We start from the raw sequence: 24428 nt of genomic DNA, 5'->3' as shown, positions 1-24428 counted from the left end.
TTTGGGTTATATTACGATAAGGCAGTCTCTTACAGAAGGGACTGCCTTATTGTTTGGGGCATCCAGAAAAATCGCCGAACTTTGACTACGGACCACTCACACAGCTATGTGCAATATTATCCTTTTCGACGAACCCACTACCCGCACTCAACTATTACCGTTTACATATACCCGCCCCATCGCAGCGATTCGTTGCGGCATTCTGACCATTACCGAAAAATGGGAACTATGGCTTAGTAAGCCCGCTTCTTATGCGACAGAAGCATATTTAGGTGGCAAGTTTCCGTTTGAAAAAGCAGATGAATATTTATACATCAACGGTGCACTTTGTCCGGATCCCGGAGTTACTGAAGCAATTACCAAACTAAATACCGGCCAGGGTATTGTTTCAAAAGAAGGACATACACTCGCGTTTAAATCAGATTCTGTTTTTTCAGATTTTGGGAAAATACCGGTGGAGATCGAAAGTTTTACCTATCATTCCGACTTCACCATCATTCAACATGTCTGGGATATTTTTGGTAAAAACGGAAGTCAGCTCCTGTCGGATTTTACTAAAATTACCGAAGGCCGTGCTTCGCAAAAACTCACAGATCCTTATACCTATGTATATAACCCGACCAATATCTTTATTGAAGAAGGTGCCAATATCAAAGCTGCAATACTAAATGCGGAGAATGGGCCTATATATATTGGCAAAAATGCGGTGATTCAGGAAGGGGCGACAATTCAGGGACCGTTTGCAATCGGAGAAGGAAGCACTGTGGCGCAGGGATCCAAAATACGCCCTAACACTTCTGTTGGACCATTTTGCAAAGTCGGTGGTGAGGTTAGTAACAGTGTTATTTTTGGATATAGTAACAAAGGACACGATGGTTATCTGGGCAATTCCGTCCTGGGCGAATGGTGTAATCTTGGAGCGAATACCAATAATTCCAATCTAAAAAACGACCATACGAACGTTAAGCTGTATAATTTTGCGGTAAACGATTTTACAGATACCGGCATCGTAAACTGCGGTCTTATGATGGGCGATTATTCCAAGGCAGGTATATCCACTATGTTTAATACAGGAACTGTCGTAGGCGTGAATGTCAACGTTTTCGGAGGAGGTTTCCAACCCAAATATATTCCTTCTTTCAGCTGGGGCGGGCAGCAGGATGGGTTCACAGAATATCGTTTGCCGACAGCAGCAGCCGTTGCAGAAGACACGCTCCGCCGAAGAAATCGTATCTTTGACGAAGAAGAAATGAATATACTAAACGAAGTTTTTGAAAGGTCAAAGAATCACAGGACTTCATATCGATAAACTACTGATCAGCAGTGCTTTTTACAGAAATTCCAGGATTAGCCCCCATCAAGTCTACCCTCATCCGATCGGTACAGAATAGTCATTTGGCGCATGCACAGCTTTTTGATTGCAGTGTAGGAGGAGGAGGATTGGCGCTTGCCCTGGCTTTTGCTACGTATATTAATTGCGAAAACCGCTCGGAAACTGACGCCTGCGGACATTGTGTATCGTGTTCACAAATGAGTAAACTGGTACATCCCGATCTGCACTTCATATTTCCGGTCGCCACGTCAAAAAAGGTGGACGGAAATAATAGCGAGGCGTTTTTGGGACTGTGGCGGAGCTTTATTGCTGAAAGCCCATACCGACTCCTGCCCGAATGGCTTGATTTTATTGGTGCCGACAACAAGCAGGGAAACATCTCTGTGGAAGAAGCCCGTGGTGTTTTGCGAAAACTTTCGGTAAAGTCGTTTCAGGGTGAATATAAGATTCTGATTATCTGGAAGCCGGATATCATGAACGCTTCTTCGTCCAATGCTTTGCTTAAAATATTGGAAGAGCCGCCCGTGAAAACGCTGTTCCTTCTCGTAAGCGACCAGTCGGACAAATTGATCACCACGATTATTTCCAGAACGCAGCGAATTTTGGTTCCGGCTTTTTCTGACGAGGATGTAAAAGAATATCTCGGAAATCTGAACTTGAGCCCCACCCTGTCGGCGCAGATCACTTACCTTTGCGACGGAAATTTATCGGAGGCCCGAAAACTCGTTAACGAAGAGGAGGACGGAAAAGGCGAATGGTTTGCAGAATGGATGCGTTCATGCTACAAACCTGACTACCTTAATCTGGTAAAAATGGCGGATGGATATGACGGCATGAAAAAGGAAAAACAAAAGGAGATTCTGGATTATGCTTTGAGGCTTTTCAGGGATATGCTGGTTTGGGGCCAGGGCGCTGGTGAACTTTTGCGTGTTCCGGAGGAAGAGCTTACTTTCGTGAAAAATTTTTCACGTGCTGTGAGTTTTGAGGCGCTTGGAAAAATGATAGAGGAGGTCAACACGGCGTATTTTCATATAGAAAGAAATGTTCGCGCGAAAATGGTCTTTCTTGATCTTTCGCTAACGATCGCACCTTATTTTAGAAGCAGATAATGTTGTGTTTGCGACAAAGGCTTTAAGACGCGAAGAGTGTCATTTTGTTTTCTTTCTTAATTTCTTTGGGCCTTTGTGGCAAAATAGATTTTACATATTACCAAACGAAAATACCTGGCAGTAACCTTATAGAAGTAACCTTATAAATGAAACCGTCTAAACCAGAGATAATCGGCGCAACAGATTATGTCGACTTCCCCGATCTGGGTTGGTCAAACGTACCTGTGCGTATAGATTCCGGTGCAGCGACTTCGTCCATTCATTGTTCAAAAGTGAAAGTAGTGAGGGATGGAGAAAGGCCAGTACTTCATTTTTCGCTTGATACGAAAAAAGGTGCTCCTGCACAATCGTTTTCAGTTATAGATTTTAAAGAAAAACTTATCAAAAACTCTTCCGGCAAATCTGAAAAACGATATGTCATCAAAACTTTTATACGGCTTTTCGGCAGGAAAATCCGAACAGAATTTTCACTTGCCAACAGAACAAAAATGAGCTATCCGGTACTATTGGGCCGTAAGCTTTTGAACGGACGTTTTATTGTGGACGTGTCACTAAAAGACCTTTCTTATAAGCGTCTGGCAAAATCTGCGGATACATCTCCGGGCGGTCGACGTTCTGATAACCTTCCCCATTCTCTCAAATTAATTGAATAAAATGAAAATCGCCGTATTATCTACTAACCCGGACATATACTCAACAAAACGGTTGGTAGAGGCAATCAAGACGAGAGGCCACCAGGCTGTTGTCATCGACCATGTCAAATGTTTCGTCATGATCGAAGGGGGCAAGCCAACTATACTCTATAAAGGAAAACAGATCCAAGACATAGATGCCGTTATTCCACGAATTGGCTCGTCGGTAACATCCTTTGGGTGTGCTGTCGTGCGTCAGTTCGAGTTGATGAAAATTTTTACTTCTGTCAAATCTCAGGCCATATTAAGATCCAGAGACAAACTGAGAAGCATGCAGGTTCTTGCAAAATCGGGCGTTGGCATACCCAAAACCGTATTTGCCAAAAACCCTTCGCAGGTGACGGAACTGATCCATATTGTGGGAGGGCCACCGGTTATCATCAAATTACTGGAAGGAACACAAGGAGTCGGTGTTGTTTTGGCAGAAACTATCAAGGCAGCAAAATCAACCATTGAGGCTTTTTATGGCTTGAAAGCCAATTTCCTGATCCAGGAATTTATAGCAGAGTCGAAAAGTGCAGATATCCGCGCGTTTGTGATTGGCAACAAGGTGGTAGCTGCGATGAAAAGGCAGGGACTGGATGGCGATTTCAGGTCCAATCTGCACCGTGGAGGACAAGGCATGGCTATCCAGCTCTCGCCTGAAGAAGAAGAAACTGCTCTTGCAGCAGCACGCGCGCTGGGGGTGAGAATAGCTGGCGTAGATTTGCTGCAATCAGAAAGAGGTCCCTTGGTGATGGAGGTGAATTCTTCCCCGGGCTTGAAAGGCATCGAAGAAGTAAGCGGGGTAGATATCGCGTCGCTTATCGTTGCATATATAGAAGACAAGATTAAGACGGACGAGGGGGATACGGTTGGGGTTTAGTATTAAGTGAATTGTTGAATGAGTGAATGAGTGAATGGCTGCTCATTCAAAATTGAATTTGTATGAAAATAAAAATAGGAACCAGAGGCAGCAAACTTGCTCTTTGGCAAGCATATTATGTTGAAGACCTTCTTCTGCAAGGTGGACTGGAAACAGAGATTGTCCTGATCGAAACGAAAGGAGACAAGATTCTCGACCGTTCATTATCTAAAATTGGAAGCAAAGGAGTATTCACCGAAGAGCTGGAAGATCAACTTCGAAGCGGTGAAATTGATATAGCGGTGCACAGTGCCAAAGATCTTCAGTCGGATCTGGACATCGACTTTGAGATCATTGCTTTTACGGAAAGAGAAGAAGCCAATGACGTTCTCGTGAGTCATAATACAGATCTTTCGCTGAAAAGTGGAGAAGCTTTTGTGGTGGGTACATCGTCCACGCGCCGCGTGGCTTTACTAAAATATTTTTACCCACATATCAAAACGGTCGATATGCGCGGTAACCTTCAAACCCGTTTGCGAAAACTGGAAGAAGGCCAGTGTGACGCACTTTTGCTGGCATTCGCGGGTGTCCACCGTATGGAATATGACGACAAGATTGCCGAGCACTTACAATTGGACGAATTTACACCAGCTGTCGGTCAGGGAACAGTAGCCATTGAATGTGCTACAGCATTAAGTAACGAAAAGAAGTCAGCGATCAGACGTCTTTTGAACGATGAGCCAACAGAAACCTGCCTTTTAGCTGAACGCGCTTTTCTGAATCATATGCATGGCGGGTGCAGTATTCCGGTATTTGGTTTGGCGAGGCTAGCCGACGGTCTACTTAATATCGAAGGAGGTATCGTAAGTCTCGATGGCTCAGAAATGATACGCCGATCACAATCCGGACTGCCACAGCAAGCTGTTCAATTGGGACAAATTTTAGCAGAAAAATTATTGGAAGCCGGCGCCGAAAGGATTTTGAGAGAAATCAGGAGTTCGCAAGCGTGAGTTTCTGATTTCAGAGTAGTAGGTCAAAGCGAAGGGAGGCAAAAGATGGACACACAAGTATTTGGTAACCATTGATCGTTATAAGTAATTCTTCTAATATTTCAATTAATAACACAAGCCCGTTTAAAACCTCTAAATCAGTGCGTTTTAAACGGTTTTTCTTTTGATTTTATAAAATATAACCGCGTAAATAGAGTTAACTTTGCAGCAACGTTCAGCCACGCTTGGCTGGGTTCAATTTTCCACTCGACAAGCGTATTCCCTCCCCTATCAGTTTTCGATACTTCGCCAGGTCCATATTATGATTGTGTGACCATTCCCCTGACAGCCAGTTTTCTTCATTCGAAATTATTAAAATGAACAAAATTAAACGGACTGCGCATCATGACCCATGCCGAACAAGCTTTGCAACGGTACTTCCCTTATCTGTTGGCAATAGGAATTCTACTCAATCTTCCCGGTCTTTGGCTGGATGTAATGGAACCAGACGGCGCTTTGTATGCCACCATTGCCAAGCATATCGTACAACATAACGATTGGATAAATCTTTACGGAAATGGAGAGGATTGGCTCGATAAGCCCCATTTCCCTTTCTGGATGGCAGCGATCAGTTATAAGCTATTTGGAATCAATGGATTTGCATATAAGCTACCTGCATTCCTTTTCTGGTTAGGAGGCCTTTATTACACTTATATAACAGCCCGATATCTCTTTAATCCTTCCGTTGCAAAAATTTCGCTACTCCTTTATACAGTTGCACTGCACAGCACTCTCGCCAATTTTGATGTTCGGGCCGAACCGTTTTTGACAACCTGTATTGTGGCTGCGATCTGGCATATGCTATGTCTATATGAGGGAAAATCCTGGAAACATATCGTCGCCGCTGCCGTTTTCGCGGCCTGTGCGGTAATGACCAAAGGAATATTCGCTTTGATCACGATCTGGGGTGGCTGGGTGATATTCTGGGCATTAGCCCGACAGTGGAAGCAGTTCGTTAATTTACGCTGGATCCTCGTGTTTGCACTGACGTTGGTCGCTACACTTCCTGAGCTTTACTGCCTGTACGTTCAGTTTGATATGCATCCTGAGAAAATAGTGTTTGGCAAAACAGGTGTATCCGGGCTAAGATTCTTTTTCTGGGATAGTCAATTCGGGCGATTTTTTAACTCGGGGCCAATTAAAGGGTCTGGAGATGTTACGTTTTTTCTTCACACCACTCTATGGGCATTCCTTCCCTGGTCAGTTAGTCTGATCGCAGCTTTAGTTTTTCTTTTCCGCAAAAAAACGAAAAACATTTCTCCCAGAGTGGTTATTTATGGAAGCTCGGCCATCACCTTTTTGATGTTTTCTCTTTCAAGGTTTCAGCTACCCCACTATATCGTTATCTTATTTCCCTACTTCGCCATCATAACTGGCTATTTCTTATATACCAAATCCTCAGAGTCGAAACTGGGTTGGCTGGTCGTGGTTCAGAATATCGTGATGGTTCTACTTGGTGTGGCCATTCTAGGCTTGTTGTACCTCACTCAGGTTGGCAACGGCATCATTGCTGCCGTTATCACGCTGGGCATTATTCTAACTGCAGCTTTATCCAGATTGAAATACCCGCTTTCACGAATTTTGTTTAAGGGATATGCGATGGCGACAATGATTTATACCTTTCTTTTCTTCTTTTTTTATCCTTTTTTACTGCAATATCAATCAGGTAGGGAGGCAGCCAGAATCATCCCCGACAACAACATACCTGTGGGAACCTATCGGTCGCTTTCCTATTCTTTTGAGTTCTATTCGCCGGGATATGTGAGCAGAATCAATACCAATGACCAGCTTACACATTTTTTAAACAATGCGCCTTGTTACTTGTATACAACGGCAGCAATTGGCGACAGTTTGTTAGAAACTGGAATTGACGCACATGTGGTAGATACTGTACAGAATTTCCATATCACCAAACTTAAGTTGGGCTTTCTGGACCATGCGCGACGAAAGGAAAAACTGCAGGCTCGTTATCTAATGCGGATTGGCGACTTGGAAGTAAAGAGGCTTAGCAAGATTAATTGAGCATAAAAAAAACCTCCCTAAATAGAGAGGTCTTTCGAAACTAACAAAATCCAGTATTTAGTTTTCTTTTTTCGTTGTATCAGCCGGCACCGTCGGCACGGCTGGTTTTGCGATCGTATCAGGCTTTGCAGTAGTGTCTGGTTTAGCGATTGAATCTGGCTTAATAGTCGAATCAGGTTTCATCATCGTAGAATCCGGCTTTACCATATTCCCTCTTTTCAAGGAATCAGGTCTTGAAGTAGAGTCAGGCTTGAACTGACCAGGTTGTTTTGCAGGAGCACCAGTTGAGTCGGTTTTTACAGGCATACCCTGTACTTGCGGACGCTGACCACCTCTTTGACCTGCACCTTGGCCACCAGCGGCAGGACCTGCTCCAGCCCCTGTTGCTCCGCCACCAGTTTGAACACCACCGCCCATATCTCCGCCACCGCTGTCACCTTTCTGGTCGTCATTGGAGATGGATTTCTTCCTGCGCGTTTTTTGCTCAACAAAATTCATCTTGCCTAAACGATACGAGAAATTGACCCGGAAACCTCTGTTGTACAGGTGATTTACGCTGTTCTGAGTGAACGTACTTGTTTCAAAAGAATTCTTTTGGTCGAACGTAGCAGAGAAGAAATTTTCCATTCCAATTCCAATGCTACCGCGTTTGTTGGCAAAATCCTTCTTAACACCGAAGTCATACATACGGAAACCGGCTTGTGATCCTTGCAATTGAACATCCTTGCCACGCATAAAACCACCAGCCTGAAGTCCCCAACCATTTTTGATCGTCAAACTTGTACGGAAACGACCACTCAATACAAAACCAGTATTGCGAGAAGTTAAAGCAGGGTTAGGGCTATTGTTTGACAAATCAGCATAGTACATATCAAAGCCTCCACCTACTTGCCATCTTTTAAAGAAGGTCATATTTCCAAAAAGGTTAGCTCCATAGTTCTTTTTTGAACCAATGTTGCCATATGTAGTGGTAATAACTCCCTCCGAACTGGTCGTTTTGATGGACTCAATCGAGTTGTTTGTAAACCGTGCAAAGGTCGACACGTTGATATACAGGGAGTTTTTGAAGAAACTGGTACTCATTTCAACCTGATCTGTCAATTCCGGATTCAATTCCGGATTACCAACCGTGATATTCGTCGGGTTAGAAGCATTGATGTTTGGATTAAGGAACTGAATACCAGGGCGTTGCAAACGACGGTTATATGCAAGCTTGATCGTTTGCGCTTTACCAAACGTTTGCGAAATATTGACACTCGGTACCAGGTTGGAGTAAGATGGTAGCTTCAAGTTCCCGGCTTCGCCTTGTGTCGCATCAATTGAGGTGTACTCATATCTGGCCCCCGCTTTCAATGAAAAACGACTCTTTGTAGTAAGGGAGTAAGATAGATACCCTGCTGCCACGTTTTGGTCGTAATTCAGATTACTACTTGGCTGTGGCGTACTGACCGTGTTGTAATAGTCATAATTACTCACCACCTGGCGGAAGATTCCCTTACCCCCAACTTCCAGCATCTGCGTTTTTCCAAGTGGAGTTTGGTAGTCTATCTGTATGGTACTTTCCTGGTTGTAACTTTTATTGGCATTCCCCTGTTCTCCCAATTTCTCGCCGATCTGCTGATTACTCAGTGCGAAGATATCTGCATCAAAATCGTTGGTACGGTTATTACGGCTATATTGACCGGAAACACTCAACTCCTGACCAGTTTTACCCAGAGTTTTGAGGTAATCAACGTTCATATCCCAAGTTCCTGACAAGTCCTTCACATCAACATCACGATAGCTACCAGTGGTGGTGGTACCTTGACTGTTTAGCGTGGTCAACTCCTGAATGTTCTTCATATTGCGAAGGCCATATCTTATGTTCGCTGATAGCGAAGAGCTTGGGTTCAAATCATAGTCCCATCCAAGATTGTAGGATCCGAAGGCACCTTTGTTTTTTGTCTTGCTATATTGTGCAATTGAAAAGTCTTCTTGTTTTCCGGTTTGCAAATTTTCAGATCTTCCCGGCTGATTGTAGTTGAAACGGCCAAACCCCCCTAAACTGAAACCCATCTTACCTGTTCGATAATTACCTCTCAGCCCCAGGTTGGAGCCACGGTTACCAACGGAAGAGTTCAGATCAATCGTCCCACCCTGGAGCGTGCTCTTCTTAGTGATAATGTTAATAATACCAGCTGAACCTTCCGCATCATATCGCGCCGAAGGCGAAGTAATAACCTCGACTGATTTAATCATATCCGCAGGAATCTGCTTCAATGCGTCTGCAACACTGGTTGCGATAATGGTCGACGGTTTGTTATTGATCAACACACGTACATTTGAACTCCCTCTTAAAGAAACGTTTCCATCCAGATCCACCGTTAGCATCGGCACTTTTTTCATTACGTCCGATGCATCACCTCCTTTGCTGGTGATATCTTTTTCGGCGTTGTATACCAGTCTGTCAACTTTCTCTTCCACAAGCTGAGCCATACCTACAACTTCCACTTCATTCAGCTGCACCACGTCAGGAGTAAGTATCACATTGCCCAGATCAATATCCGTTTTACGGTCAATTTTGATGTTGGCAATTGTTTTGTTTTTATAGCCGATAAAAGAAATGAGTATTTTGAAATCACCATTGGCAACTTTCGTCATACTAAACTGACCCTTTTCGTCAGTAGTTGTACCGTCGATCGGTTGGTTGGTTTTGGTATCAATTAGCGATAATGCTGCAAATTCAACAGGTTTTTTGCTGGTGGAATCCACCACAACACCTTTAATCTTGCCATTACCTTTAGGAGTGTTTGCTTCTGCTGTACCGGGTATAGCTGCCTGCCTTTCACGAGGTGCGCCAAAATCGCCACGGCCGCCGCCACCTCTACCTCCACCACCACCACCACCGGGGCCAAACTGCGCAAAGGCGCTCGTTGAAAGAAGAGAAACAATAAACAGGGTAAATAATTTTTGCATGTTCATGGAAAGGGAGTATTAGAATATTAAATACAATTTCAAAGTAAAGTCTTATTATCGTCATATTTTTATACAATAGACCAAGAGGAGCTTTACACCGATAAGAACCCCGTTTTTTACGACGAGTTGGCGTTCTGCATAGAGTCGTTTACCTTTCAAAGACGTTGCTTTTGCAAGTATATACCTCTTGTGTATCAATAGATTTGAAACGGCAATCGGTCGATAATAATGATGCTTTGATCGATTGCTGAAAGATTTTAACTTAATTAGTTTTAAAATTGTAACTCCAAAAATAGGCTTTCCACTAACAAAGCATATCTATCCCGATGAACTCGGAAACCTCAGATCGAAAGTATTTCCTAGTCCTGATGCATTTGCTGGGATGGAGTTTTCTCATCCTATTCCTCATGTGGCAGCCGATGAGCTGGCAAATTCAACTACCTCATACGTTTTGGATCAAGCAGGGAGTGTTGTTATTGCTGCTGGTAGTGGTGTTCTATATGAACTACTATTATTGGTATCCCGAATACCTTGCCCGAAACCGATACCTGATTTTTATTGCATTTAATGTCGTGTCTGTAATCTGCCTTGCCTTCCTCATTGATCAGGTTAAAATCATGATATCTCATTCCGAATATATGGATAAGGCATTTGAGAGTGCCAAAGCGCTGGTAGGAAGGAAGAAACCGAAAGAGCACCTGGATTACTTTGCGTTGTTGATTGCGCTTATGATCGTAGGAATAAGCACCAGTGTGGCTGCTGTGAAGAACGCGCAGGAGGACAGAGAATATCGAAAAGATCTTGAACAGGAAAAAATCAATTCCGAACTCAGCTTTCTAAAAGCACAGATCAATCCTCATTTTTTCTTTAATACCCTTAATAATATATATGCCTTGACCATTATCGACGTTGAAGCTGCCCAACAGGCGCTTCACAAGCTTTCGCGATTGATGAGATATGTACTATATGACACTCAAAATCAGACCGTAATGCTGAGTCAGGAAATTTCCTTTGCGCAGGATTATATTCAATTGATGCAACTCAGGCTTACAGATAAAGTGAAAGTGAACCTCGAACCCCCTGTTCCTCTTCACGACGTTCCGATAGCACCAATGCTATTTTTGCCTTTTATTGAAAATGCCTTTAAGCATGGCGTTAGCAGCATGGAGCCAAGTCAGATCGAAATCCGTATTTCACAAGTTGGAAACAAGATCATGGTGGATATCAAGAATACATTGTTCAATGAAAGGCAAACGGCACTTGACGAAAGCAACGGTATCGGACTTGCCAACACCCAGCGCCGTCTCGATTTGCTTTATCCCGGTAAATACCAACTCGACGTTAACGAAAACGTGAAAGACAGAGAATATGAAGTAAGGCTTGAACTTGAAACCGCATGAGTGAATTAAAATGTATTGCCGTCGACGACGAGCCGCTTGCCCTTGGATTGGTATCTTCTTTTATTGAGAAAACGCCATTTTTGAAGCTTGCGGGAAAGTACTCTAGTGCGATTGAAGCGCTTCATGCTATCCATACCAACGATATTGACCTCATATTTCTGGATATTCAAATGCCCGATCTGACGGGGCTAGAACTTGCCAGAGTGATAGAAAAAAACGGACCTTCCGCGCCAAAAGTGATATTCACAACGGCATTCAATCAGTTTGCACTGGAAGGTTATCGTGTTGATGCCATTGACTATCTCCTAAAACCCTTTAATTATGAAGAGTTCCTCCGCGCGGCCAATAAAGGCAGAGCGTATAAGGAACTGGTTAACAAAGCAGCGGTTAACGCCCCTGAACAAAAAGATGAATATTTATTCCTGAAAGTGGAATACCAAATGGTGAGACTGGCCTTTACCGATATTCTATATATCGAGGGACTAAAAGACTATGTAAAGGTTCATCTGAAAAGTGACCCGAAACCTATCCTTTCACTCACAAGCCTCAAGGCATTAGAAGAAAAACTGGCCGCTTCCAATTTTATGAGAGTGCACCGGTCGTTTATTGTCAATTTGAATCAAATCAGTGCTATTACGAAAAATAGTATTCAAATTGGCCAAACTACAATTCCAGTGAGCGATCAATATAAGGAGCCCTTTAGCCAGTTTTTGAGCAAGTGGATGTAAAAAATACCTTGTCATTCATCTTCGTTTAACTTCAGGATTTCTTTGGCATTTCTTTCACAGCTGGTTATGTGGCTAGAGAGGGGAATGAATATCTCCTCCCCGGTTGCTGTTCGCAGATCGATTCCAGTATGGAGAGAGCAGGAAAAAACCCGGTAAAATCTATCTCAGTTATTTGATTTACTCGTGTTTGAATTATTCAGGGTTTGTTCCAAAATCCTCACCGACACACTGCTTCCGCCGAATACTTTAATGGTTGCTTTTTGAAAATCGCTGTCACTGGCATGATTGATATTTGGCAGAAATTTCTGAGGATTGATATCAAATAGCGGAAACATTGTACTCTGCACCTGAATGGCCATTTTGTGGCCTTTTTGAAAAGTATGAAGAATATCAATTAGCTCGAAGGATACCTCTTCCATCTTACCGGGAATGAATGGTACCGGATTGCTCCTATCCTTTCTGAATTTACCCCTCATCCCATCGTGGCGCACGAGTTGATAAAAGTTGCTCATTTTGGTACTCTTCGCCGTATTACTATTATCCTTGCTGTCACCCGGATATATATCAATGATCTTCACCATAAAATCCGCGTCCGTTCCGGTTGTTGAAACCTGCAAATCGACCTTTATATTTCCCGCTAACGTCACGTCGCTCTCCAGCACTTCAGTTTCATAAGTGAGCACATCCTCGCGACGAGCCGCAAAACGCTGGTCTTCGACCATATAATCGGAATTCATGCCGATAGAAATTGTTTGGGTGAAAGGAACCGGTTTTTTAGGATCTGATACATAACTATCGAATTGCTTTTCCGACGGCTTTTGATCAAAAGCCAGCTTTCCGCCCGGGATCAGAAACAACATTTTCTCGGCTGAATTCTTAGGCGGCCATGTTTCAAAATTTCTCCATTGATTCCTGCCTGTTTCAAACACCTGCGCTTCCGGAAAATTTGCATCGCCTTCTCCTTTCAGAAAATAGGCAAAAAACTTCCGCTCAATATTCTCCTGATAATATATGCCTGTTTTAGCTCCAAAATTCACATTGCCGAGCATATCTCCATCACGGTTCCAGCCCCCATGAGTCCATGGCCCTGCCACGAGTATATTGTAAATTCCGGGATTCTGCTTTTCAACGGCCTCGTAGGTTTTGAAGATTCCGTGTAAATCTTCGGCGTCATACCAGCCACCTACAATCATTACCGCGTGCTTAATTCCTTTTAAATGAGGAAGAATATTTCGCTCTTTCCAAAAACTGTCATAGTTAGGATGCTCCATATTTCCTGTCCAGAATGGATCTTTTCCGCCATACCATTTCCCATCCTGGGTATTTTTCAGCGAGCCAAGTTTTAGAAAAAAATCATATCCGTCGTTCGTCCCGTACGAGAACTCCTTTGTGCTCGGCTTCGAAGTGGGCTTATCGTCTGTACGATTGGTGAAGAAAGGATAAAATCCGAAGTTATGAGGTAACATAAATACCCCGTTATGATAACTGTCGTCGCGCCAAAGATCGGCCATGGGAGCCTGCGGCGAGGAAGCTACCAGCGCCGGGTGATTTGCCAACGTGCCGGCACTCGCGTAGAAACCGGGATAGGATATACCCCACTGCCCGGCCTTCCCATTGTTGTTAGGTATATTCTTAATCAGCCAATCGACCGTATCGTAAGTATCTGTACTTTCATCCGTATCCTTTTCCGATTTTCGAATATCCTTCTGAGGGGTCATTTCTGTAAAAACACCTTCACTCATCCAACGACCCCGAACATCCTGATAAACAAAAATATACTTGTCTTTCATTAATATCTCCGAAGGTCCCAGGCGACGGGGATAAAGGTCTGTGCCATATGGTCGGCATGAATACGGCGTGCGCTGCATCATAATCGGATAAGTCTTTTCGGCCGAGATGTCTTTTGGAACATATACAGCAGTAAACAATTTCACACCATCACGCATCGGAATCGTATACTCATATTTCGTATAGTTCTCTTTCGCGAAATCAGTTTGTGGCTGCCCATACGATGAGAGACAGGCGAAGAATATCAATAAAAGGAAAAGCGATTTTTTGAGCATTAACATCAATGAAGTGATAGGGTTACAAATACTTTTACAAAAAATGGCCGCACTTCAGGGAAGCACGGCCATTGATTTTTTGTTATACAAATCAGGCGTTGATTTGATTCATTACTTCTGTTTGTTTACGGATAGACTCCATATGCACAAGTTTGAACAATTCGTCAACAAGGTTAGGATACAAGTTCATGCTCTTACCCCAAGCTGCGCGAGTCTCCAATACTTCACGGAAACGGTCCACCTGATATGCCGCAACGTTGTTATCACGTTTGTATTCAGCCAGTTTTTCAACCAACGACATACGAGCTGCCAGATTTTCAAGCAATTCACGGTCAAGGTTGTCTATTTTTCCACGAACAACCTCCAGCTGAGATTGGTAATCGCTGCCATAAGATTCTTTTCTTACGTGCAATTCTTCCAACATCGTGTTCAAGGCCGCCGGAGTCAATTGCTGAGACGCATCAGACCAAGCTTTGTCCGGATCGCGGTGAGATTCGATGATCAAACCATCATAGTGCAAATCCAGCGCGCGTTGTGCCAGTTCGAACAACAATGCACGTTTTCCAGCCATATGGCTCGGGTCACCGATCACAGGAAGTTGAGGGAACAAAGTTTTCAACTCGATCGCAATATTCCACATTGGAGAGTTGCGATATTTGGTTTCCTGAGCGTTAGAGAAGCCACGGTGAATAGCACCCAATTTCTTAACACCAGCCTGATTAAGTCTTTCCAAAGCACCGATCCAAAGCTGAAGATCAGGGTTAACAGGATTTTTAACCAAAACAGGAACATCCACTCCTTTCAAAGCATCCGCCAATTCCTGAACGTTGAACGGGTTAACCGTTGTACGTGCACCAATCCAAAGAATATCTACACCATATTTTAAAGCAAGGTCGATATGTTGTGCAGTGGCAACTTCAACTGCCACAGGCATTCCGGTTTCTTTCTTTACTTGCTGAAGCCATGGCAAAGCAGCCTCACCCATCCCCTCAAAGCTACCAGGTCTAGTCCTAGGCTTCCAAACTCCGGCACGGATAACATGCGCAAATCCTTCTTGCTTAATCTGGCTTGCGGTTTCTAACATTTGTTCCTCGGTCTCTGCGCTGCAAGGCCCGGCGATCACCAAAGGTTTACCCTCGGTATTAATCCAACTGCTAAGCGGTAGGATATCTAAAGAAGCATTCATTTCAAAAATTGTCCTTAGTAAATATAGAAAACTATGATTATTCGGTTACTTATTTCATACATTTTAGGAATCAATTGACATTTAATTTAATAAAAGTCAATGTTATACCTAATGCGTATTACTTTTGTGCTTTTAATTCAAATTGAACCTGAATTACTCAATTTAGGAAAACCAACTATAAAATGGCGCCGTCCACCCCAAAAGACCAAATTCCTGTATTTTTTGAAGACACTTCTATTGCATTTGCCTCAAAATCAAATACTCAGCTGCGCAAGACCTACTGGCTGTTTAGCATCATGAATAAAGCTCAAGTGGTAAATTTAGGCACTTTTTTTATAAAGCTCGCACTAAAACTTCAGTTACCGATAAAAAATCTTATCCGCTATACCATATTTGAACAATTCTGTGGTGGTGAGACGATTACAGATTGCGACCACACAATTGCGGCGCTTGGCGCCTCAGGAATAGGAACAATCCTTGATTACTCCGTAGAAGGGGAAGATTCTGAAAAAAGCTTTGACGATACGGCTGCCGAAATATTAAGAACAATTGACAAAGCCGCTCAATCTAAACTGATCCCTTTTTCTGTTTTTAAGGTAACCGGTATTGCATCGACCGAGCTTCTCGAGAAAGTTCAAAGAAAAGACGAATTGTCGTCGAGCGAAGCTGCAGCTTTTCAGAGGGTAAAAGCAAGAATGGAGAAATTGTGCAATCATGCTTATAACCAAAAGGTAAGAATTTTTGTAGACGCGGAAGAAAGCTGGATCCAGACCATCATCGACGATATGACGTACGAAATGATGGAGAAGTTTAATACGAAGGAAGCAATCGTGTACAATACATTTCAGCTATATCGTCACGAGACGTTACCTGCGCTGAAAAGTGAATTTCTGATCGCCCGCCAGAAAGGTTATAAGATCGGCGCGAAGCTCGTACGCGGTGCATATATGGAAAAGGAAAGACTACGCGCGAGAGAAAACAACTATTTCAATCCTATACATACCTCAAAGGAAGCAGTTGATATTGATTACAATCTTTCGATCGATTTTTGCATGGAGCATATTCAGGATATCGCGTTTTGCCTGGGAACCCACAATGAATACAGTAGCCAATATTGCGCTATTAAAATGAAAAAGCTCGGACTGGCGAATAATGATTCTCGTATCTGGTTTGCTCAGCTACTTGGTATGAGTGACAATGTTTCTTTCAATCTTGCGAAGGAAGGATATAATATCGCGAAGTATGTCCCTTATGGCCCGATTTCCGCAGTATTGCCGTATCTTATCCGGAGAGCGGAAGAAAATAAATCGATTGCAGGCCAAAGCAGCAGGGAGTATTTGCTCGTTAAAAGTGAAATGAATAGACGCGGAATCGGTTCTTTATAAGGAACTTGTTACTTTCGCATTCTATTTTTGTTTTTTATGTATAAGAGGAATGAATAAATCAAGAAATCCAATACCATATTTATTATTTAGTTTCCTGTTAATTGGTATTGATCAGCTATCTAAGCTCCTGGTATATAAGTACATGAGCCCTGGTTTTTCCGGTCAGATTTTACTTGTAGGCAACTGGCTCAAACTTCATTACGTTCTAAATCCTGGCATGGCCTTCGGCATGCAGCTTGGTCATGAATATGGAAAACTGTTTCTTACTTTATTTCGGCTCGTAGCCATGGTCGCCATTGGCTGGTACCTGGTGCGTCTTGCGCACTCCGGTGCATCCAGAGGCCTCCTATGGGCTTTATCTATGATACTGGCGGGAGCCGTTGGGAACGTGATTGACAGTACCTTTTACGGGGTATTGCTTGACAATGCGCCATACGGTTCACCAACTCCATGGTTTCATGGTCAGGTTATTGATATGATATTTGTTGATTTCTGGGAAGGTTTCATCCCCGACTGGGTACCTCTGTGGGGTGGGCAATATTATTCCACACCGATTTTTAACATTGCTGACTCTTGCATTTTCCTGGGAGTATGCAGCATCCTGATATTCCAGGGAAGCTTTCATTCGCCAGTGGAAACCGTCGAGCATTCCGACTTGGACGAACCTTTGCACTCGTCAGAAGAGCCGACGGAGATGGATTTGCAAGGCACAGAGATTTCAGATCATCAAGAACCAACACCAGAACCCGAAGAACATATCCATCCTTCTACAACTGCGATTGATGAAGAAACGAAAAAGGAGGACTAGCCTCCTTTTTCGTAATATCTCTTTTAATTTTCGTCCTTAGTATAGGGGACGAAATCCTTGAAGGTCTTTTTGATAGCGACGTCAGTCGCTTCTTTTTTGCTTTCCCAATTAGCGTCCAGCTCCAACGCGACCAATCCGCTCAGGTTCATTAAGGACTTGAAGTCATCCAATTTCCTGATAAAATCAGGTTGCCTTCTCGCTGATTTCTGGGCATATTCCCGGGCAAACACATCCCCTTTATTCTGGAGTTCATTCTTCTTCTGCATGACGTAGTTGAACCTGTCAAGCAAACCATTTACAGATTTTCCGATTACCTCCGTCGCCTCAAGCGTTCCTACAGTTGCCACGGTTGTTCCGCCAATCGTTGTAATATAACCTCTCGTATTTGGGTCCTCAGGTGCAATAACAGGTGCCAGCCCAGTCGTGAGCCCTAAAGAAGCATTTAGCAACGAACGACTTCTTTTTCCTCTTTTTGCTTTTGAATAGGCTCTCTTTAGCTCTCCCTCCCTCTCTGTCATTTGTTCCAGCAAACCCCACGCGTTTACCAAAGCCGTCCTGTAAAGGTTGTAAACATAGTTATCACGAAGGCTTTCATCCACCGTATTCTTTATCACAAACCGAATGCTCCGCTCCTTCTTGTTTTGCGCCTTATCTATCGCATAAAAGGTAATGTTGAAAGCTAGCGTATCAAACGGGTCGTTAACAAAGGTATACCCCGGTTCCCATATAAATTCGTAGCTCGTAGCAGTATTCTTCACCAACGCAGATGCCGGTACATTTTTATTTTCAGAAATGAAGTTAAATGCCGCGATATCATCGTCACCGTTCGGATCGGACAGCGTGAATCTTAGATTGATTCGATTATTCTCCGCGCTGCGCAATACGGTGGTTTGCGGAATAATTGTAAAATCCGGCGCAAGATCCATTTGGGTAATTTCCAATTTCAAACGGCCCTTAGTCCGCGCTTTTGTTGGTTGGTCTTCCACCCAAAATTCGATGTATCGGGCACCTTGTTTAAGGAGATTAAATTGGGTGCTTGAAGGATCCCATGTAATTTCCCCAGCGGATGACAGCTTCATTCCTTGCGGCATATCGTCCAAAATAGGGACGAAAATAACCGGATCCCCATCAGGGTCCCTCACCGAATTCATATCGATCTGGTACGCGTTCTGTGTCCGGTATTGGACGTAAAACGGTTTCAACTCATCCACTTCAGGTGGCCGGTTGACATGCATCACCCGAAACGGAACTTCCTTGGAGACCGACTCCCCTTTTGCATTAACCGCCTCAAAAACTACAGGAACGATCTTACTGGTATTAATCCGGTCGGCTACATCAAACGGTGGAGTCCATACAAAATGGCCAAGGGAATCGAAATACATACCCTTGCGAAACCCGTTGGTAATGTTGTACCGAACCGAGTCGCTTTTACCACCTTTGATCTGTAAATGGAAATTTATTTCCTTTCCCTCATCAATTACATTCCAGTCCGCCTCTTTGGGAAATATCAATTGTAACGAAGCATTCTCCTGCGCCATGACACGCGACCCGAAAGCGGCAGCACCAAGAATCAGAAGCACTAAAAGCACTTTTTTTAAAAGCATGATATCATGAATATGATTTATTCTATGCACTAGTTAGGTAACTATTTTAACGCGAAATTAACAAATAGCTTATACTAGCACGTTAATTATACTTCTTATTTTTATCAGAGCTCAAATATAGCTCCATTTGCGAGGGTAATTTTTGCATTTTTTTCATACACCTCAAAACGCAATACCAACGCAAAGAATTCCGCTTAAAGTATTATAAAACAAAATACCGGGAAGCAGTCTAGAATGGACTACTTCCCGGCCTTTAATATTCTTTATCTATCCTTATTTTTTCTTAGGCGTGCCTGCTGCGGGTGTAGTCGTTGCTGGTGTCGTTCCAGCCGGTTTAGTACCTGCAGGAGCAGTAGCCGGTGCTGCGGCTGCCTTCTCAGGGTCTACTCCCAATTTTTTCAGGATAAGGTTAGTCACTGCATATTCTTCGGATCCTGCGTAAAGAATAATCGGCGTAGTGTTAGCCCCAGCATCCATATTAAGGATATACAGGTAACCATTTTCTTTACCAACTTCCTGAATAGCGTTGTTCACTTTGGTCAAGATCGGCTCCATCAACTGTTGCTGCTTAGTCTGTAAAGACGTTTGCGCATTGTTTTGCATATCCTGAACACGAGTCTGAAGGCTTTGCAATTCTTTTTCCTTATCCGCACGAATCACGTCGGTCATATTAGGACCGTTCTTTTGGTAAGCCTCGTACTTTTCCTGAAACTCTTTATATGTCTCTCCTATTGCTTTATCAAATTGTGCCTTTGCCACCTCAAGTTCATTCTGCATTTTTTTTGCTTCTGGCAATTGCATTAGAATGACATCAACGTTAGTGTATCCGATCTTTGTAAGTGGGGTGGTCTGAGCTAAAAGTGAGGTACTGATCGAGGTCATCAAAACCACAAAAGCCAAAAATTTTTGTTTCATTTCGTCTTGCTTATTTAAGTTTATTAGTTGTACTTTTTTGTTTAGGGTTGGTTTCTATGGCTGATTTTGGTGTTTCTGATGTTGGTGTTGCAACTGCCTTCGACTTACTTCCTTTGGCCGGTGCCTCCGGTTTCGATTCAAGTTCCAGCTCCTCAATAATATAGTCCGAATAATCATGCTTTGGATTGGTATACACCATTCCCACATCACTCGACTTATCAAATAATATATCTACTCGTTGTCTGGCACACACCTTGTTCACTGCTCGTTGCACCCTTTCCAGAACCGGCTTCATCAACTCCTTCTTCTTCTGGAACATGATGCCTTCCATTCCAAAAATCTTACTATTATATTCTCTCGCCTCAACCTCCTTCTCTTTAATTTCTATTTGTCTCTTTCTTTTCAGTTCATCGGTCAGCAAAACCTCCTCAGCCATGTATGCACGCTGCATTCTGTCCACCTCGGCAAGCTTGTCCTGGATTTCCTTTGCCCATTTTTCCGAGAACTTTTTCATTTCCGCCTGTGCCTGTTTGTATTCCGGCATCTTGCTGGTAATGTATTCCATGTCGGTGTAACCGAACTTCTGAGCTAAGAGCTCTGAAACTGAAAGGAATGACAAAACTACTAAAATAAAAATCTTCTTCATGGCACAGGGCTAATAAATTGCTCCCTCTTAACGAAATGAATACAGTTTTATTATCTGATTTGCTGTCCGATGGTAAAGTGGAACTGTGCCCCGCTCGCCTTCGTCTGACCTTGTGCTGTGTCAAACCCATATCCCCAGTCGATCCCTAGCAAACCAAAAGCCGGCATAAATATACGAGCCCCAACACCTGCCGATCTCTTAAGACCAAATGGGTTGAATTCTTTATAAGTACCCCAGTTATTTCCAGCTTCTGCAAACGTCAGCAAGAATATAGTAGCCTGCGGATTGAGTGAAACCGGATAACGAAGTTCCATTACATACTTGTTGTAAACAATACCACCAGTTGCCCGTCCACCAGACTGCGGCCCGACCGACTGATCTGTATACCCTCTCAAACCGATGATATCCTGGTCAGCCAAAGAGAACGCCCCCTGACCTGCCAGCCCCGAACCACCGACGATAAACCGGCCGAAAGGACTGTAGCCTGTCTTGCTTGGGTTGTATGCTCCCAGGTATCCCATGTGAGTTCTGGCTGCGAGCACAAGCTTCCCTGTGATGGTTGCATAATAGCTGGCATCGAACATCCACTTGTTATATTCAACCCATTTGTAGGCAGTAGTATTATCCAGATAGTCATCCTTACTCTTAAACATAGAGTATGGAGGTGTCAGCGTCACACTCAAAGAGATATTACTTCCGCTTCTTGGGAATTGGAAATCAGAAAGCGTGTTTCTTGAAAGCGTTGTATTAAAGGCAATATTGTTTGAGACTCCCGTATTGTAATTTCCTCCAAAGATATTGATACTATCCAGACGATAGCGGTTGTAAGAAAGCGAGTTTGTCATGACAAGGTTACGATCCGGCTTTTTCAAACGACGCCCCAATGAAAGCGTAATACCATTGTTAAAATATCCGCCACGGTATGACAAGCTACTTGACGCACCCGTATATAGTGAGGAATAATTAGCAGCGCGGTAAACAGTTCTTTGAAGAGATACCCCAAAGTTGATCGGTTTCTTACCACCCAACCATGGTTCACTAAAACCCAAAGAATATGTTTGATATTGCTTACCGTTTGCTTGAAAACGAACCGAAAGTTTCTGTCCGTCACCCGATGGCAATGGTTTCCAGGTTTCACGATTTGGTATGTTCTTCAACGAAAAGTTGTTGAATACCAATCCCAATGTTCCTACAAAACCGATATAACCACCCCAACCCCCAGAAAGCTCGATCTGATCAGAAGGTTTTTCTTCTACTGTATATTCAATATCCACAGTTCCATCAGATTGATTCGGGATCGGGTTAATCTGGATTTTCTCCGGATTGAAATACCCCATCTGAGAAAGCTGACGCTGCGTGTTGATAATCTCTGTTTTACTAAACTTCTGACCCGGCAGCGTGAAAAGTTCACGAAGCACTACGCGGTCACTTGTTTTAGTATTACCATTGAGCAGGATTCTGTTGATTGTAGCCTGTTTACCCTCGAACATTCTCAGTTCGATATCGATGGAGTCTCCCTCAACAGCTTTTTCGGTTGGTTCTACACGGAAATACAGATAACCGTCATCCATGTATATTGAACTGATATCCGAACCTGGTACCCCATTCAATTTCTTGTCCAATTCTTCTGGATTGTAAACGGCCCCTTTGCTGATTCCTAAACGATCACTAAGGAATTTTGAGGGATACAAATAGTTTCCTGACCACGTGATATTACGATAGAAATACTTGATTCCCTCGTCGATCTTCATGACAATGCTGATTGTCTCGCCATTGTTTTTGATTGAGTCAAATTCGATAGTAGCGTCACGATATCCGTTCTTACGGAAATATGCGATCAGCTTTTCCTTATCCTCGTCGTACTTTTTAGGTATATATTTTGAAGGGTTGAAAAGTCGGCCAATTCTCTTTTGCTTGGTACCTTTCATCTTACGTTTCAGGGTTGCATCGCTGATCGCGGTATTACCCTGAATATCGATTTTCTCGATTTTTACTTTTTTGCCCTTCTCAATATTGAAGTTCAAAGTGGCCTGACCACGCGATGAATCCGGGATTTGCACCACCTTTACTTTGGTGTTGTAAAAACCCTTATCCATATAGTATTTCTTGATGACAAGCTGCGTGTTTTTGATAACTGTTGGCGTGATTACACGTCCTTTGATCAGCTTCACTTTGTCTGTCAATGTCTCTTTTTCACCTTTTCTAATTCCTGAAAAAGATACTTTATATAGTCTTGGACGCTCTTTAATATTGATATTCAACCAAACTTTGTCGCCTTCCACTTTGGTTGCCAAAATTTCAACATCGTCCAAAGTACCAAAATCCATCATTTTTTTGAGGGAGGAAGTAACTGCTGGTCCCGGAATACGAATTTTATCGCCTGGCTTCAATCCTGAGATCGATATCATCGAATTTGGATCCAGAAACTGGGTTCCTGAGACGGTCACTTCGGATATGATATATTCTTTTGGATTCGCAGGGTCTATACCCATATTAACAATAGGGGCTGCAGGCTTGTTTCCAACACCCAACCCTACTCGCTGTGCGTCTGCGATATAAGTACTGAGAAGAAAGATTACCAGAAAGCTTGAAGAGAGTGCTAATGGTTTACTCAAATTTTTCAAAAAGTTCATATTATTTTACTTAGCACTGTTTGCTTTAATCTGTTCACCGGTTTTTCCAAATCGCCTTTCTCTGTTTTGATAAGAAAGGATAGCTTCGTAAAGATTCTTTTTACGGAAATCGGGCCAGAAGAGATCGTCATAAAAATATAGCTCTGAATATGCTATCTGCCATAAAAGGAAATTACTGATCCGATGATCCCCGCCTGTTCTTAACATCAAATCAACGTCTGGTCTTGAGCCGGTGGCCAGATAAGACCCCAATAATTTTTCAGTTACGGCATCCTCACTGATAATTCCATTTTTAACTTCTTCGGCAATTCTTTTGGTTGCCTGTAGTAAATCCCATTTTCCGCTGTAACCCAACGCCAGGACAAGATTCAGACCTGTATTATTTCTTGTTTTTTCAATTGCCTCGTTCAATTGGTTCTGACAGCTTCTCGGAAGACTTTCAAAGTCACCAATCATATCCAATCTAACATTATTTTTCATCATGGTTGGCAACTCGTTCCCGATAGACTGCACCAGCAATTCCATCAAAGCACGCACCTCAAACTCGGGACGGGCCCAGTTTTCGGTAGAAAAAGCATAGAGTGTGAGGAACGAAACTCCGAGTTCTGCACATCCCTCTGTAACTTCCCTAACTGCCTTAATAGCATTACGATGCCCAAAAACGCGTGCTGCTCCCTGGTTTTGGGCCCACCTGCCGTTACCGTCCATGATAACGGCTATATGTTTGGGAAGATTGCTCAAATCTATGAGTTCCTTCATTATACCCTGAACCCTTTAACCTTTTTTAACAAAACAAAATGAACCAAAATGATCTTGTCGACAAATTTTCTGATTGATTTTTTTGCAGGCCAAACAATTCTCGTATTTTCATAAAGGGATACGCAACTTTATATCCTTTTGTGACGAAATGCCGGTTTTAAGATTGTGATTCTTTAAACCTACATTACACAATACCTTGATTAACAGTCCATTGCAAGCCAAATCACTGCAAAAATATTAACAAGGGCGCAATTTAGGAATAAGTAAGGGGTCTTCAAAATGAATATTCTGCGCGCG

At 43.1% G+C, this 24428-nt stretch carries 18 protein-coding genes; 10 read left to right on the top strand and 8 right to left on the bottom strand.

Going from position 1 to position 24428, the window contains the following annotated elements; translation table 11 throughout:
* Positions 1-106: 106 nt before the first annotated feature.
* The 6 genes from AC1XUD_RS20955 to AC1XUD_RS20930 all read left to right on the top strand — a co-directional run bounded on the left by AC1XUD_RS20955 (position 107) and on the right by AC1XUD_RS20930 (position 7049).
* Positions 107-1309 (top strand): putative sugar nucleotidyl transferase, encoded by a 1203-nt coding sequence (locus tag AC1XUD_RS20955; protein WP_483362974.1) that lies wholly within the window; start codon positions 107-109, stop codon positions 1307-1309.
* 14 nt (positions 1310-1323) lie between these two features.
* Positions 1324-2442 (top strand): DNA polymerase III subunit, encoded by a 1119-nt coding sequence (locus AC1XUD_RS20950; RefSeq protein ID WP_483362973.1) that lies wholly within the window; start codon positions 1324-1326, stop codon positions 2440-2442.
* A gap of 146 nt (positions 2443-2588) precedes the next feature.
* Positions 2589-3095 carry an ATP-dependent zinc protease family protein gene (locus AC1XUD_RS20945; RefSeq protein ID WP_483362972.1) on the top strand — a complete coding sequence of 169 codons (507 nt, stop codon included), beginning with the start codon at positions 2589-2591 and terminating at the stop codon, positions 3093-3095.
* Between the two features lies 1 nt (position 3096).
* The gene (gene rimK, locus AC1XUD_RS20940; RefSeq protein WP_483362971.1) at positions 3097-3999 is read left to right on the top strand and encodes a 30S ribosomal protein S6--L-glutamate ligase; all 903 of its coding nucleotides are present in this window, start codon (positions 3097-3099) and stop codon (positions 3997-3999) included.
* A 62-nt stretch (positions 4000-4061) separates the two neighbouring features.
* The gene (gene hemC, locus AC1XUD_RS20935) at positions 4062-4988 is read left to right on the top strand and encodes a hydroxymethylbilane synthase (protein ID WP_483362970.1); all 927 of its coding nucleotides are present in this window, start codon (positions 4062-4064) and stop codon (positions 4986-4988) included.
* A 384-nt stretch (positions 4989-5372) separates the two neighbouring features.
* Positions 5373-7049 carry an ArnT family glycosyltransferase gene (locus AC1XUD_RS20930; RefSeq protein ID WP_483362969.1) on the top strand — a complete coding sequence of 559 codons (1677 nt, stop codon included), beginning with the start codon at positions 5373-5375 and terminating at the stop codon, positions 7047-7049.
* A 57-nt stretch (positions 7050-7106) separates the two neighbouring features.
* On the opposite strand, the gene AC1XUD_RS20925 is transcribed toward AC1XUD_RS20930, so the two are convergent.
* Positions 7107-10010 carry a TonB-dependent receptor gene (locus tag AC1XUD_RS20925; protein WP_483362968.1) on the bottom strand — a complete coding sequence of 968 codons (2904 nt, stop codon included), beginning with the start codon at positions 10008-10010 and terminating at the stop codon, positions 7107-7109.
* A 320-nt stretch (positions 10011-10330) separates the two neighbouring features.
* Between AC1XUD_RS20925 and AC1XUD_RS20920 the strand changes: the two genes are divergently transcribed.
* Both AC1XUD_RS20920 and AC1XUD_RS20915 read left to right on the top strand, forming a co-directional pair.
* Positions 10331-11404, top strand: a complete 1074-nt coding sequence (locus AC1XUD_RS20920) for a sensor histidine kinase (protein ID WP_483362967.1) — start codon at positions 10331-10333, stop codon at positions 11402-11404.
* A complete protein-coding gene (locus AC1XUD_RS20915) occupies positions 11401-12132 on the top strand; it encodes a LytR/AlgR family response regulator transcription factor (RefSeq protein WP_483362966.1) in 732 nt (243 codons plus the stop codon). Before AC1XUD_RS20920 ends, AC1XUD_RS20915 begins: the two co-directional genes overlap by 4 nt.
* Before the next feature lie 164 nt (positions 12133-12296).
* Here AC1XUD_RS20915 and AC1XUD_RS20910 read toward each other — a convergent pair whose 3' ends face one another.
* Positions 12297-14195, bottom strand: coding sequence for a CocE/NonD family hydrolase (locus tag AC1XUD_RS20910; protein WP_483362965.1), 1899 nt, complete (start codon positions 14193-14195; stop codon positions 12297-12299).
* 91 nt (positions 14196-14286) lie between these two features.
* Positions 14287-15381 carry a chorismate mutase gene (locus AC1XUD_RS20905; protein ID WP_483362964.1) on the bottom strand — a complete coding sequence of 365 codons (1095 nt, stop codon included), beginning with the start codon at positions 15379-15381 and terminating at the stop codon, positions 14287-14289.
* 182 nt (positions 15382-15563) lie between these two features.
* On the opposite strand from AC1XUD_RS20905, the gene AC1XUD_RS20900 reads away from it, so the two are divergent.
* Both AC1XUD_RS20900 and AC1XUD_RS20895 read left to right on the top strand, forming a co-directional pair.
* A complete protein-coding gene (locus tag AC1XUD_RS20900) occupies positions 15564-16766 on the top strand; it encodes a proline dehydrogenase family protein (protein ID WP_483362963.1) in 1203 nt (400 codons plus the stop codon).
* Positions 16767-16815: 49 nt separating this feature from the next.
* Entirely contained in the window at positions 16816-17574 is a 759-nt protein-coding gene (locus AC1XUD_RS20895) for a lipoprotein signal peptidase (RefSeq protein ID WP_483362962.1), read from the top strand.
* Positions 17575-17597: 23 nt separating this feature from the next.
* Here the strand turns inward: AC1XUD_RS20895 and AC1XUD_RS20890 are convergent, their stop codons facing one another.
* The 5 genes from AC1XUD_RS20890 to AC1XUD_RS20870 all read right to left on the bottom strand — a co-directional run bounded on the left by AC1XUD_RS20890 (position 17598) and on the right by AC1XUD_RS20870 (position 24131).
* Positions 17598-19178: a hypothetical protein gene (locus AC1XUD_RS20890; RefSeq protein WP_483362961.1), complete on the bottom strand. Its 1581-nt coding sequence runs from the start codon at positions 19176-19178 to the stop codon at positions 17598-17600.
* A 273-nt stretch (positions 19179-19451) separates the two neighbouring features.
* Complete coding sequence (locus AC1XUD_RS20885; RefSeq protein ID WP_483362960.1) at positions 19452-20093, bottom strand: OmpH/Skp family outer membrane protein; 642 nt, start codon at positions 20091-20093, stop codon at positions 19452-19454.
* A 10-nt stretch (positions 20094-20103) separates the two neighbouring features.
* Positions 20104-20739 carry an OmpH/Skp family outer membrane protein gene (locus AC1XUD_RS20880; protein WP_483362959.1) on the bottom strand — a complete coding sequence of 212 codons (636 nt, stop codon included), beginning with the start codon at positions 20737-20739 and terminating at the stop codon, positions 20104-20106.
* Between the two features lie 50 nt (positions 20740-20789).
* Positions 20790-23372 carry an outer membrane protein assembly factor BamA gene (gene bamA / locus AC1XUD_RS20875; protein ID WP_483362958.1) on the bottom strand — a complete coding sequence of 861 codons (2583 nt, stop codon included), beginning with the start codon at positions 23370-23372 and terminating at the stop codon, positions 20790-20792.
* A gap of 6 nt (positions 23373-23378) precedes the next feature.
* On the bottom strand, positions 23379-24131 hold the full coding sequence (locus AC1XUD_RS20870; protein ID WP_483362957.1) for an isoprenyl transferase: 753 nt from the start codon (positions 24129-24131) through the stop codon (positions 23379-23381).
* Positions 24132-24428: the final 297 nt, after the last annotated feature.

The organism is Dyadobacter sp. HNCC25DJ184 (assembly GCF_056895215.1).
This window is presented reverse-complemented; position numbering and strand designations above follow the sequence as displayed.